At 54.0% G+C, this 13,944-nt stretch carries 11 protein-coding genes; all 11 read right to left on the bottom strand.

The window, feature by feature from the left end:
* Positions 1-6 precede the first annotated feature (6 nt).
* The gene (gene secA / locus IP582_RS03835; RefSeq protein WP_193795129.1) at positions 7-2,712 is read right to left on the bottom strand and encodes a preprotein translocase subunit SecA; all 2,706 of its coding nucleotides are present in this window, start codon (positions 2,710-2,712) and stop codon (positions 7-9) included.
* A gap of 59 nt (positions 2,713-2,771) precedes the next feature.
* Positions 2,772-3,272 carry a secA translation cis-regulator SecM gene (secM, locus tag IP582_RS03830; protein ID WP_193795128.1) on the bottom strand — a complete coding sequence of 167 codons (501 nt, stop codon included), beginning with the start codon at positions 3,270-3,272 and terminating at the stop codon, positions 2,772-2,774.
* A gap of 287 nt (positions 3,273-3,559) precedes the next feature.
* Complete coding sequence (lpxC, locus tag IP582_RS03825) at positions 3,560-4,477, bottom strand: UDP-3-O-acyl-N-acetylglucosamine deacetylase (RefSeq protein ID WP_039078373.1); 918 nt, start codon at positions 4,475-4,477, stop codon at positions 3,560-3,562.
* 100 nt (positions 4,478-4,577) lie between these two features.
* Positions 4,578-5,729 (bottom strand): cell division protein FtsZ, encoded by a 1,152-nt coding sequence (gene ftsZ, locus IP582_RS03820; protein ID WP_039078372.1) that lies wholly within the window; start codon positions 5,727-5,729, stop codon positions 4,578-4,580.
* Positions 5,730-5,788: 59 nt separating this feature from the next.
* Positions 5,789-7,045, bottom strand: coding sequence for a cell division protein FtsA (gene ftsA, locus IP582_RS03815; protein ID WP_039078371.1), 1,257 nt, complete (start codon positions 7,043-7,045; stop codon positions 5,789-5,791).
* Positions 7,045-7,875, bottom strand: a complete 831-nt coding sequence (gene ftsQ / locus IP582_RS03810) for a cell division protein FtsQ (RefSeq protein WP_039078370.1) — start codon at positions 7,873-7,875, stop codon at positions 7,045-7,047. The genes ftsA and ftsQ overlap by 1 nt, the downstream gene beginning before the upstream one ends.
* 1 nt (position 7,876) lies before the next feature.
* A complete protein-coding gene (locus IP582_RS03805; RefSeq protein WP_108702036.1) occupies positions 7,877-8,797 on the bottom strand; it encodes a D-alanine--D-alanine ligase in 921 nt (306 codons plus the stop codon).
* On the bottom strand, positions 8,790-10,262 hold the full coding sequence (gene murC / locus IP582_RS03800; protein ID WP_039078368.1) for a UDP-N-acetylmuramate--L-alanine ligase: 1,473 nt from the start codon (positions 10,260-10,262) through the stop codon (positions 8,790-8,792). The genes IP582_RS03805 and murC overlap by 8 nt, the downstream gene beginning before the upstream one ends.
* Before the next feature lie 56 nt (positions 10,263-10,318).
* Positions 10,319-11,386 (bottom strand): undecaprenyldiphospho-muramoylpentapeptide beta-N-acetylglucosaminyltransferase, encoded by a 1,068-nt coding sequence (gene murG, locus IP582_RS03795; protein WP_193795127.1) that lies wholly within the window; start codon positions 11,384-11,386, stop codon positions 10,319-10,321.
* Positions 11,383-12,627: a cell division protein FtsW gene (gene ftsW / locus IP582_RS03790; RefSeq protein WP_193795126.1), complete on the bottom strand. Its 1,245-nt coding sequence runs from the start codon at positions 12,625-12,627 to the stop codon at positions 11,383-11,385. The genes murG and ftsW overlap by 4 nt, the downstream gene beginning before the upstream one ends.
* Positions 12,627-13,943: a UDP-N-acetylmuramoyl-L-alanine--D-glutamate ligase gene (gene murD, locus IP582_RS03785; RefSeq protein WP_193795125.1), complete on the bottom strand. Its 1,317-nt coding sequence runs from the start codon at positions 13,941-13,943 to the stop codon at positions 12,627-12,629. The genes ftsW and murD overlap by 1 nt, the downstream gene beginning before the upstream one ends.
* Position 13,944 lies beyond the last annotated feature (1 nt).

Raw genomic sequence — 13,944 nt, 5'->3', positions numbered from 1 at the left:
CATGCCTTAGCTCAGACGGCCATGGCACTGTTTGTATTTTTTACCTGACCCGCAAGGACAAGGGTCGTTGCGACCGACTTTACGATCGCCAGTCTGCGCTGCCAGTGCTGCTGCCGCCTCAGATTCATCATCACGGTGGCTAAGTTGCTGCATCTGCGCCAGACGCTCTGCTTCTTCGCGGCGCTGCTGCTCCATTGCTTCAACTTCTTCCGGCATACGTACCTGAACTTTACTCAGGGTGCTGATCACTTCATATTTCAGCGACTCCAGCATCGCGGCGAACATAGAGAAAGATTCGCGCTTGTACTCCTGCTTCGGATCTTTTTGCGCATAGCCACGTAAATGGATCCCCTGACGCAGATAGTCCATCGCCGCCAGGTGCTCTTTCCACAGTGAGTCCAGCGTTTGCAGCATGACGCCTTTTTCGAAGTGGCGCATCATCTCCGCGCCAACAACCTCTTCTTTGCGAGCGTAGACTTCAACTGCCTGAGCAAGGATACGCTCACGCAGGGTCTCTTCATGCAATTCCGGCTCTTTATCCAGCCACTCAGCAATCGGCAAATCGAGGTCGAAATCATTTTTCAGGCGTTCCTGCAAACCAGGAATATCCCACATTTCTTCCAGCGACTGCGGTGGGATGTGAGCGTCGATAGTCGCTTTGAACACATCCTCACGAATGCTGTTAATGGTCTCGCTCACATCAGAGACATCCAACAGTTCGTTACGCTGGGTGTAGATTGCGCGACGCTGATCATTCGCCACGTCATCATATTCCAGCAGCTGTTTACGGATATCGAAGTTGCGGCTTTCCACTTTACGTTGCGCGTTGGCAATCGCCTTGGTCACCCATGGGTGTTCAATCGCTTCGCCCGGTTTCATACCCAGTTTACGCATCATGCTCGAAACACGATCGGAGGCAAAAATACGCATCAGCGCATCTTCCATCGACAGGTAGAAGCGGGATGAGCCCGGGTCACCCTGACGACCAGAACGGCCACGCAACTGGTTATCAATACGGCGTGATTCGTGACGCTCGGTACCAATGATATGCAGGCCGCCCGCAGCCAGAACGGCATCATGACGCACCTGCCAGTCCGCTTTGATCTTCGCGATCTGCTCCGGCGTCGGGTCGGTCAGCTCGGCGACTTCTGCCTGCCAGCTACCACCCAACACAATATCGGTACCACGACCAGCCATGTTAGTTGCGATCGTTACCGCTGCGGTATAACCCGCCTGAGCAACGATATCCGCCTCTTTGGCGTGGAACTTCGCGTTCAGTACGTTGTGTTTGATACCCGCTTTCGTCAGCTCATTTGAAACCACTTCGGATTTCTCAATGGAGATCGTACCCACCAGCACCGGCTGGCCTGCGGCGGTACGCTCACGAATATCTTCGATAATCGCCTGAATTTTTTCCGCCTCGGTCATGTAGACCAGATCCGGCATATCTTTACGGATCATCGGACGGTTGGTCGGCACCACCACGGTGTCGAGTTTATAAATAGAACTGAACTCGAATGCTTCGGTATCCGCAGTACCGGTCATCCCCGCCAGTTTCTCGTACAGACGGAAGTAGTTCTGGAAGGTAATAGAAGCCAGCGTCTGGTTTTCGTTCTGAATATCCACACCTTCTTTGGCTTCCACAGCCTGGTGCAGGCCATCGGACCAGCGGCGGCCCTGCATGGTACGACCGGTGTGTTCGTCGACGATAATAACTTCGCCGTCTTTAACAATGTAATCCACGTCACGGGTGAACAAAGCGTGCGCGCGCAGCGCTGCGGTAACATGGTGCATCAGCATAATGTTACCCGGCGAGTACAGTGACTCACCCTCATCCATGATGCCTTCTTTAACCAGCAGTTCTTCAACCAGCACCAGACCACGTTCGGTCAGGTTAACCTGACGCGCCTTCTCATCAACGGAGAAGTGGCCTTCGCCCTGGAAAGTATCGGAATCCTCCTTCTCCTGACGGATCAGATGCGGAATGATTTTGTTCACTTTTTTGTACATTTCCGAGCTGTCTTCAGCCGGGCCGGAAATGATCAGCGGTGTACGTGCTTCATCAATGAGGATGGAGTCCACCTCATCCACCAGCGCATAGTGCAGTTTGCGCTGTACGCGTTCTTCAGGGCTGAACGCCATGTTGTCGCGCAGGTAGTCAAAACCGTATTCGTTGTTAGTACCGTAGGTGATATCTGCGGCATACGCTTCACGCTTCGCCACAGACGGCATCCCCGGCAGGTTGATACCGACGGTCATGCCCAGGAATTCGAACAACGGACGGTTATTTTCGGCGTCACGTTGCGCCAGATAGTCGTTCACGGTGACCACGTGGACACCTTTGCCGCTAAGCGCGTTCACATAAGCAGGCAGCGTCGCGGTCAGCGTTTTACCTTCACCGGTACGCATCTCTGCGATGCAGCGTTCATTCAATACCATGCCGCCGAGTAACTGGACGTCGAAGTGGCGCATACCGAAGACACGTTTACTGGCTTCGCGCACGACGGCAAACGCTTCCGGGATCAGGCTTTCAACCGTTTCGCCTTTTTCCAGACGGCCACGGAATTCCGCTGTTTTTGCTTTCAGTTCGTCGTCTGACAGCTTTTCCATTTCCGGCTCCATCGCATTGATGATGCCGACTGCTTTGCGCATACGACGCAGTGTACGATCGTTACGACTACCGAATACTTTTGTTAATAATTTGATAAGCATAATAAAATCTCAAACGCCCCGCTCTGCGGAGTCACAAAATTAGTTGAAGGATAAATTTTTCAGCTAAGGCGTTGAGGTCCCGCACGGATGCCCTGTACCTGGCTAATCCAGGCCCGGACGCTAAACGCGGAATGGGTGGAGAAATCATTATCAAATGTCTGGCTAACACTTGCTGCCGGCCTCTGCTCCTGGGTCAGCAGTGCACTGAGCGTATCCAGCAGAGCGAGATGATGCGCCTGCAAAGGCAGCGGTTCTTCAACGACGGGTAACGCCTGCGGCGCCATCGCAAAAGAGAGATGTCGAATAACGGTACGGATAGCATGCTGATGCCAGTAATCAACAGTGAAGCTTGGACGGCGAGTCCCTTCAAGCAACGCGAGGTTGGTGAAGTTGACGCTGCCAGCGCCTTCATGATTACGCGTCGTCGCTTTGGCCGGTTCAGTGTGGTTGCTGTTGCTGAGCGCAGGCATGCCAAAGCTTGCCGCGACCATCCCTAATAAGAGATGCGGCCAGAAATAACGTCTGCCAAATTGTCGCCAGCGCGTCAGAATTCCGCTCACTCAGTCCACCAAAAAAATCACTGTTGCCCGCTTTTTACTTCGGTACGCGTTATTTTGCGCAAAGATATTACCATTAATGCAGCGGGAGGACAGCGATTATAAGGCGCTCTGAGGGATAAAAACGGCCAGGAAAGCAGCGATCGCGCTCATTGAATGGTAAAAACAATCTTCATGAACCAAAGCGAGGCAAAAGTACAGATTTTAAAATAAAAAACGACTGGCACTCCTGGCAGGAGAGAGTGTGCCAGGTGGACCAGTCGAATTCAGGTCTTACTTATTGTCTGGTATTACGCCAGAACCATCGTCGGTGCTTTGAACGCCAATGGCAGTTCCGCATCGTCTTCGAAAGTCACAAATTCCCAGGCTTCCTGTTTCGCCAGGACCGCCTGCAACAGTTTGTTGTTCAGCGCGTGACCAGATTTATATGCGGTAAACGCACCGATAATATTGTGACCACACATGAACAAGTCACCAATCGCGTCGAGCATTTTGTGACGAACGAATTCGTCTTCAAAACGCAGGCCGTCTTCGTTCAGTACGCGATAATCGTCAACAACGATGGCACAATCGAAGCTACCGCCCAGGCACAAACCACGGGACTGCAGATATTCGATATCACGCATGAAACCGAAGGTACGCGCGCGGCTAATCTGGCGCATAAACGCGTCGGCAGAAAAGTTCATCGCGTAACGCTGGGTGCTGGCATCAATGGCCGGGTGGTTAAAGTCGATGGTGAAATCGAGAGAAAAACCGTTAAACGGTTTAAATTCTGCCCATTTATCACCGTCTTCAACGCGGACCGTCTCTTTGATTCGCACGAATTTCTTCGCGCTGCGCAGCTCTTCGATGCCTGCATCCAGCAGAAGATAAACGAACGGTGCAGCACTACCATCCATAATCGGGATTTCCGGCGCATCGACTTCAACAATAATGTTGTCGATACCCAGACCGGCCAGAGCAGCATTAAGGTGCTCTACGGTTGAAATCCGCACGTCATGCTCGTTCACCAGACACGTACAGAGCATTGTATCACGCACAGATTTAGCATCAGCCGGGAAATCTACCGGTGGATTCAAGTCAGTGCGACGATAGATGACCCCGGTGTTGGCCGGCGCAGGGCGCAACGTCAGTGTGACTTTCTTGCCGGTATGTAAACCGACACCAGTCGCCTGAACGATACGTTTAAGTGTCCTTTGTTTGATCATCGTATAATCTCGCCTAATTAACTATCCAACCGAAGTGTACTACACAATCGGTGGGGCAGTTTAGCACAAAGAGCGAAGATGCCCAACTTCCAGCGTATTCTTAATCAGCTTGCTTACGCAAAAACGCTGGAATATCCAGGTAATCCGGTTCTTTAGTCGTCTGCGGCGTATTGTCGTTAACCACTTTAGACTGAGGTTTCTGCTCCTGCTGCATCGTTGACATGCCATGCTGCTGGTAGCGGTCCATCACCGGTTGCTGCTGCTGTTTGTTGGTCACCAGAGTAATTTCCGGACGTTTGTCCATACCAATACCGGTTGCAACAACAGTCACACGCAGCTCATCATTCATATCCGGATCCAACGATGTACCAATAACAACAGTAGCATTGTCAGAAGCGAATGCACGAATAGTGTTACCCACCGTTTCGAACTCATCGAGACGCAGGTCGAAGCCCGCGGTGATGTTAACCAGTACGCCGCGCGCACCTGACAGATCGATATCTTCCAGCAGCGGAGAGGAGATCGCCATTTCCGCAGCTTCTTCCGCGCGGTCTTCGCCTCTCGCAACACCAGAGCCCATCATGGCATAGCCCATTTCGGACATCACGGTACGCACGTCAGCAAAGTCGACGTTCATCAGACCCGGACGGGTAATCAGTTCGGCGATACCCTGCACCGCGCCTTTCAGTACGTCGTTAGCCGCACCGAATGCATCCAGCAGAGAGATACCACGACCGAGAACTTTCAGCAGTTTATCGTTCGGGATTGTAATCAGCGAGTCCACATGTTTGGACAGCTCGGCGATACCCTGTTCAGCAAATGCCATACGCTTCTTGCCTTCAAAATTGAAAGGCTTGGTCACGACAGCAACCGTCAGGATACCCAAATCTTTAGCCACTTCTGCAACGACCGGTGCCGCACCCGTGCCGGTGCCGCCGCCCATACCCGCTGCGATAAAGACCATGTCTGCACCATCAAGCGCAGCGCGCAATGCTTCACGGTCTTCTTCAGCCGCATTACGACCGACTTCCGGGTTAGCCCCAGCGCCCAGACCTTTAGTGATACCACCACCGATCTGAATGGTCTGACCCACCGCAGTCTTACGCAACGCTTGCGCGTCGGTATTCACTGCGAAGAATTCAACACCCTCAATGCGCTCGCGCACCATGTGTTCAACGGCATTACCGCCGCCGCCACCGACGCCGATGACTTTAATCACCGCGTCGTTGGTCAGTTCCATAGGTTCAAACATAATTTCTCTCCGTTTTGTGCCTGTCGCCTGAGACCGCTAATGTTTTCGGTCTCTGAAAATTAAAATTCTTTACGCAGCCAGCTGTTGATTCGTTTAAACCACGAGCCGACTGATGCACGTTTTTCCACTTCTGCTTCACCACTGAGATGGGTTTCTTTCCCGTAGTGCAGCAATCCCACCGCCGTTGAGTAGTACGGCTCCTGGGCGTAATCCGTTAAACCTGTAATATTGAGCGGCGCACCAATACGCACCTGCGTATGGAATACGCGCTGAGCACAGGCCGCAAGACCTTCAATTTGCGCTGCTCCGCCCGTTAACACAATCCCCGCCGCCAGATGATGTTTCACCCCTTGCTGACGAAGCTGCTCTTGTAACTGCAAAATCTCATCATTCACCAGATTGAGCAACTCGGTATAACGCGGCTCAATCACATCGGCCAGCGTCTGGCGCTGCAAACTGCGTGGTGGACGCCCACCTACACTCGGTACTTCGACGCTTTCGTCTTTACCTACAATGGAGCCCAGTGCGCAACCATGGCGAACTTTAATGGCTTCTGCATCGCTGGGTGGCGTACCGAACGCATAAGCGATATCGCTGGTCACGACATTCCCCGCATACGGGATCACTTTCGTATGGCGCAGCGCTCCGCCTGTATAAACGGCCATGTCCATTGTACCACCACCGATGTCTACAACGCAGACACCCAGCTCACGTTCATCTTCCGTCAATACGGAATAACTGGACGCCAGTCCGGCGAAAATAAGTTGGTCAACTTTCAGACCACAACGTTCCACGGCTTTAACAATGTTTTTCGCCATATCGTTATGGCAAGTAATCAGATGTACTTTCGCCTGCATACGCACACCCGAAAGACCTACCGGGTTTTTGATACCTTCCTGGTAATCAATGGCATATTCCTGAGGAATGACATGCAGAACGCGGTGTTCATCACGCACACGCACCGATTTCGCCGTGTGCACCACATTTTCTACATCTTCCTGCGTCACTTCCTCTTCTGAAATCGGCACCATACCAATTTCATTCTGGCAGCTAATATGTTTACCCGATAACGCCAGATACACAGAGGAAATCTGGCAATCGGCCATCAATTCGGCCTGATCGATGGCGCGCTGAACGCATTTCACCACAGATTCCAGGTCGTTAACGCCACCTTTATCCATACCACGGGACGGGCAGCTTCCCACTCCGATGATATTGATCATACCGTCGGGCAGAACTTCCCCTACCAAAGCGGCTACCTTCGCGGTACCAATCTCCAGTCCTACTACCAGTTTTCTGTCCGTCGCCTTGATCATTATTGTTCTGCCTGTGCCTGATTCTGTTGCTGATTAGGGTCCTGAACTGGGGCCGGCTTCCAACCTACCGCCGCGCCAGAGTCATAGCGTAAATCCACGTAACTGATTTCTTTGTGATCCGCCTGCGCCTGCTGTTGCAGAACCGGATACAGTTCGACAAAGCGCGCCAGGCGTTTCATCGTATCGCCACGGCCGAGGTTGAGCTTAATATCGTTATTTAGCGTCACCTGCCACGACCGCCGGGCAGTCATCGCCGCCTCTTTCAACGTGAATTTATCCTTCGCCAGCACCTGCCCCATGTCATGGAAGCCCTGTAAAACTTCGCTCTCACTCCCTTCCGGGCCATACAGCATGGGTAAAACCTGCTTGCTGGTTCGATCCGCAGGAACGCTGAACGAATTACCGTCCATGTCCACCATATGCTGATCATTCCAACGTGCTATGGGCACATATTCAACCAGATGAATCTTCAATTCATCAGGCCATTGCTTTCTGACACTCGCCTGCTTTATCCAGGGCAGACGTTCAATCTGGCTCTGGATAATATTGACATCCTGCGTCATAAACGTACCGGGTGCGCCAAGCGCCAGAATTGACTGGCGAATGTCATCGTTGCGGGTGTAATGACGATCGCCTGTCAGCACCAGCTTCGACAACGGTAAACGTTGCGCATCTTCCATCCAGCCCAGGACTACCCAGCCGCTAGCCAACACGGTACACAACACCGTCAGCAGGAACAGTATTCCTGCAAGACGCGTTCCATTATTACGACGGGAGGAAGGCATTTCCTCGACATCGCGATTTCTCGTGTTCAGCGCAGCCTGAGACATATCACTCCGCCAGTTCCAGAATTCGCACGACCAACTGCGAGAAGGTTAACCCCGCCTGTCGCGCTGCCATCGGGACCAGGCTATGACTCGTCATACCCGGCGCGGTATTGGCTTCCAGCAGATAAAACTGCCCATCACTGTCTAACATAGCGTCAATTCTTCCCCAGCCCCGACATCCCAGCGCACGCCAGGCTTTCAGTACCAGGTTTTGTAAATTGGCCTCATCTTCTGCTTCCAGACCTGAAGGACAGAAATATTTTGTCTCATCAGAGAGATACTTCGCCTCATAATCATAGAAGGTTCCAGCGGGCTGAATGCGAATTGACGGTAAAATTTCTTTTCCGAGCATGGCAACTGTAAATTCGGGTCCACTTAGCCATTTTTCGATAAGAACTTCATCATCATGTTGAAAGGCAAGCGCTAACGCAGCCGTTAACGCACCAGATTCTTCAACTTTTGACATTCCGACACTTGAGCCTTCACGGCTCGGTTTAACGATAACCGGTAAACCTAACGCATCAATGCGCTGAATAACGTCGTTATTGAGTCCCGATTCAAATTCGCTGCGTGTTAATGCAACCCACGGGGCGACCGGTAACCCTGCACCTTGCCAGAGCAATTTACTGCGCAATTTATCCATTGAGATTGCCGACGCCATAACACCGCTGCCGGTATAGGGCACCCCTGTTATCTCCAGCAATCCTTGCAGCGTACCGTCTTCACCGCCACGCCCGTGCAGCGCAATGAATGCCTTATCGAAGCCCATCGCTTTCAGGCGAGTGACATCCACATCACGCGGGTCAATCGGGTGGGCATCAACGCCCCCCTCACGTAAACCCGCAAGCACCGCAGCGCCGGAGTTTAATGACACCTCACGCTCAGCAGAAACCCCGCCCAGCAGGACCGCGACTTTATCAGCCATTGCGCTCGTCCTCCTGTTGCGGCTTGAGTTTCACTTCCGCCAGTTGACGCGCAATCTTACCGACATTGCCTGCGCCCTGAATCAGAATCAAATCATTACCGGTCAGAACCGGAGCCAGCATTGCCGCGGTTTGAGCCGGATCGGACACCAGAATCGGGTCGATTTTTCCACGACCGCGAATGGTACGGCACAGGGAACGGCTGTCCGCTCCCGGAATCGGCGTTTCGCCCGCAGAGTAAACATCCAGCATCAGCAGCGAATCGACCTGGGTCAGAACATTGGCAAAATCGTCATACAGATCGCGCGTACGGGTAAAGCGATGCGGCTGGAAGACCATCACCAGATTTTTATCCGGCCAGCCCGCGCGTGCCGCTTTAATGGTGGCATCCACTTCCGTCGGGTGATGACCGTAATCATCCACCAGCATGGCAGTCCCTGGTTTACCGTTAACGGGTTCCAGCGGAAACTCACCCAGGAAATCAAAACGACGACCGGTGCCCTGGAAGCTCTCCAGCGCGCTCAGAATATCTTCGTCATCGATGCCTTCCTCAGTCGCCACCGCGACCGCAGCCGCTGCATTAAGCGCGTTATGGCGGCCCGGCGCATTGAGCGTGACATGCAGTTCCGGCTTATCCTGGCGAATCAGGGTGAAATGCCCTTGCGCGCCTTTCTGTTGATAGTTTTCAATGCGTACATCCGCATCCTGGCTAAAGCCGTAGGTAGTGAGCTGACGACCCACTCGCGGTAATAATTCGCGAATAACCGGATCGTCCACGCACATCACCGCGCGACCATAGAACGGCAGGTTGTGCAAGAAGTTGATAAACGTCGTTTTTAAATTCTCGAAGTCACCCTGGTAGGTGTCCATATGGTCAGCTTCGATATTGGTGACAATCGCCACCATCGGTTGCAGATGGAGGAATGACGCATCACTCTCGTCTGCTTCCGCAATCAGATAACGGCTATTGCCCAGACGCGCATGTACGCCTGCCGCTTTCACCAGACCGCCATTCACGAAGGTAGGATCAAGCCCGCCTTCGGCGTAAATGCTGGCAACCATAGCCGTGGTTGTCGTTTTGCCATGCGTACCAGCGATAGCGATACCGTGGCGAAAGCGCATCAACTCTGCCAGCATTTCGGCACGGCGAATCACCGGGATGCGCGCTTCATTCGCGGCTACGATTTCCGGGTTATCCGCTGCAATCGCGCTGGACACAACGACAACACTCGCATCGCTAACGTTCTCCGGGCGATGGTTGAAATAGATTGTCGCGCCAAGCGACGCCAACTGCTGCGTTACCGGATTCGGCGCCAAATCAGAACCGCTGATTTGATAGCCTTCGTTAGCCAAAACTTCGGCAATACCGCCCATGCCAGCACCGCCAATGCCGACAAAGTGAATGTGCCGGACGCGACGCATCTCGGGCACGATTGAACGCAGTTTCGCCAGTTGTTGTGTATTCATTCTCTAAACGCCATCTACCACTTCAAATTCGCGCGACGCAAAAGGCGTCGCCAGTATTAAGCCTGTGCTGCAAGACTCACTTCTTTTGCCACTCGTTCAGTGGCATCGGGAATGGCGGCGGCGCGTGCGCGCTCGGCCATTTCCAGTAATGCTTCCCGGTTCCAGCCTGCAAGTGTCTCTGCCACGGCATCGACCGTAAATTGCGGCTGCTCCAGAATCTTCGCCGCACCCGCTTTTTCCAGCGGCAGCGCATTCCAGTACTGCTGTCTATCCTTATGCTGGAATGGAACAAATAACGCAGGCAGGCCTGCGGCAGCGATCTCACTGACCGTCAGTGCGCCAGAGCGGCATACCACAACATCTGCCCAGGCATAGGCCTGCGCCATATCATCAATAAATTCGGTCACTTTATGCTGAGGCTGACCAGCATCGGCGTAGGCCTGCTCAACGGTTTGCTGAGCCCCCTTTCCACTCTGATGCCAGATAGTCACCGCGCTGCCCAGTTTTGCCGCGACCTGCGGCATCGTCTGATTCAGTACGCGCGCCCCCTGCGAACCACCCACCACAAGAACCCGCACCGGCCCTTCACGGCCCGGCAATCGTTCTTGCGGCAATGGCAGCGCCAGTACATCCACACGGACCGGGTTACCTACCACCTCGGCTTTCGGGAATGCGCCCGGGAAGGCCTGCATGACTTTGGTGGCGATCTTCGCCAGCCATTTGTTGGTCAGCCCTGCGATACCGTTTTGCTCATGCAGCACGACGGGAATACCTAGCGACCATGCGGCTAGCCCGCCTGGGCCAGAGACATAACCGCCCATGCCCAGCACTACGTCTGGCTTGAAGCGCTGCATAATGGCGCGCGCCTGACGCCAGGCTTTAAAAATTCTCAACGGCGCAAGCAGCAGGGCTTTCACCCCTTTGCCGCGAAGGCCGGAGATACGGATGAAGTCAATCTCGATACCGTGTTTCGGTACCAGGTCGGCTTCCATGCGATCGGCGGTTCCGAGCCAGCGCACTTGCCAGCCCTGATCCATTAAATGGTGCGCAACCGCAAGCCCGGGGAACACATGCCCGCCGGTACCGCCTGCCATCACCATTAACCGCTTCGCTTGACCGCTCATCGTGAACCTCGTGTAAACGCCTGGGCTTTTTCCAGACGCGTTTCATAATCAATACGTAACAACAGCATGATGGCCGTCGACATAATCAATAAACTGGAGCCGCCATAACTGATGAGCGGCAAAGTCAGCCCTTTAGTCGGCAGCATACCTGCGGCTGCGCCAACGTTTACTAATGCCTGGAAGCTGAACCAAATGCCGATCGAACAGGCCAGGAAACCCGAAAACCGCTGATCGATTTCCAGCGCCTTGCGTCCGATGGACATGGCGCGGAAAGCGACGAAGAATACCATTAAAAGTGCCAGTACCACACCGATATAACCCAGTTCTTCGCCGATAATGGCGAAGATGAAGTCAGTATGTGCTTCGGGCAGATATTCCAGCTTTTGTACCGAGTTCCCAAGCCCCTGCCCCCACAGCTCACCGCGACCAAATGCCATCAGCGACTGCGTTAGCTGGTAGCCGCTACCAAACGGATCGTCCCAGGGATTCCAGAACGATGTCACACGACGAATACGGTATGGCTCAGCCAAAATCAGCAAAATCACCGCTGCAATACCAGAGCCGATAATGGCGATGAACTGCCACAGTTTTGCCCCCGCCAGGAATAACATCGCCAGCGTGGTAATAAAGAGCACAACCACGGTCCCGAGGTCAGGCTGTGCCAGCAGCAGCACGGCGAGCACCATAATGACGCCCATCGGTTTAAGGAAGCCGCGCAAGTTATTGCGCACCTCATCAACCTTACGCACCAGGTAGTTCGCCAGATAACAAAACAGCGACAGCTTGGTAAATTCCGCAGGCTGGAAACGCATTACCCCAAGGTCAATCCAGCGCGATGCCCCGTTGATTGAGCTACCCACAACCAGAACTACCAGCAGCATGACAATGGCGGCCACCAGCATTACCGAGCTCCAGCGCTGCCAGAACTCCATCGGCAATCGCAGCGTTACCAGCCCCAGACAAAACGCCAGAAACAGATACAGCGCATGGCGTTTGGCAAAGAAAAACGGGTCCGCCGTCAGTCGCTGCCCTACCGGCATCGATGCCGAAGTCACCATGATGAATCCGATCGCCGCCAGACCCAGCGTCAGCCAGAACAGCGTGCGGTCGTACATGACCAGGCTGTCATTGTCCTTCTGGCGTGAGCCCATCACCCAACCTTTTAATGCCCCAAATAACCAGCTCAGGATCCTAAATCCTGGCAGGTGCGGCATTCTCGGGCGGGGGAGACTTAAACGCATCAACCTAACTCCTGCGCCAGGCGGGTAAAGACATCGCCACGCTGTTCAAAATTCTTAAATTGATCAAGGCTGGCGCAGGCGGGTGATAACAACACCATATCGCCCGGTTGCACACGCGTCGCAATCAGGCGCATCGCCTGTTCCATATCCTGTGTTTGATCGGTAATTTCCGGACGCAACGTAGCCAGTTCTGCGCCGTCACGGCCAAAGCAATACAAGCGAACATTACTGCCTTGGAGATAACGTTTGAGCGGAGAGAAATCCGCCGATTTACCGTCGCCACCGAGCAGCAGGTGCAGAGTGCCATCTACATGCAGGCCGTTCAGTGCCGCCTCAGTACTGCCGACATTGGTCGCTTTGGAATCGTTAATCCAGCGCACGCCGTTGTGCTCCAGCGCCAACTGGAAGCGGTGCGCCAGACCAGTAAACGTGGTCAACGCTTTCAGGCTGCTGGCGCGCGGTAACCCCACGGCATCGGCCAGAGCCAGCGCCGCCAGCGCGTTCGTATAATTGTGCTGGCCGCTAAGCTTCATTTCTTTAACGTTCAGCACCTTCTCACCTTTCACGCGCAGCCAGGTTTCCCCCTGCTGGCGATTGAGATGGTAATCACCGACATCCATGCCAAAGCTGACGCAGCGCTCATCCGCACCACGCACTGGCATGGTCAGCGCGTCATCTGCATTCACCACGCAAACCTTCGCATTTTCATAAACACGCAGTTTCGCCGCACGGTACTGCTGGAGACCAAACGGATACCTGTCCATATGATCTTCGGTAACGTTGAGGATGGTCGCCGCCGCCGCATGCAGGCTGGATGTGGTTTCAAGCTGGAAGCTCGAAAGTTCCAACACGTAAAGATCGCAGGCAGATTCCAACAGCATCAGCGCGGGCAGGCCAATATTGCCGCCAACGCCGACGTTCTTGCCGGCGGATTTCGCCATTTCGCCAACCAGCGTGGTGACTGTGCTTTTGCCATTCGACCCGGTGATCGCCACGATCGGCGCCTGCGCTTCACGGCAAAAAAGCTCAATATCGCCAACGATCTCTACGCCCGCATCTGCCGCTGCGCTCAGCGACGGATGCGCCAGTGCGATCCCAGGGCTCGCGACGATCAGATCGGCCGCCAGCAGCCAGTCATCATTCAGACCACCAAGATAGCGCTCCACCTCTTCCGGGAGCTTATCCAACCCCGGAGGCGAAACGCGGGTATCCATCACTTTCGGCGTTACGCCGCGCGCGCGGAAAAATTCCACGCACGAGAGTCCCGTCAGACCAAGACCAATAATGACGACTTTTTTACCCTGGTAATCTGCCATG

Origin of the sequence: Citrobacter sp. BDA59-3 (assembly GCF_015167655.1) — a bacterium.
In the GTDB taxonomy this organism is placed as follows: domain Bacteria; phylum Pseudomonadota; class Gammaproteobacteria; order Enterobacterales; family Enterobacteriaceae; genus Phytobacter; species Phytobacter diazotrophicus.
This window is presented reverse-complemented; position numbering and strand designations above follow the sequence as displayed.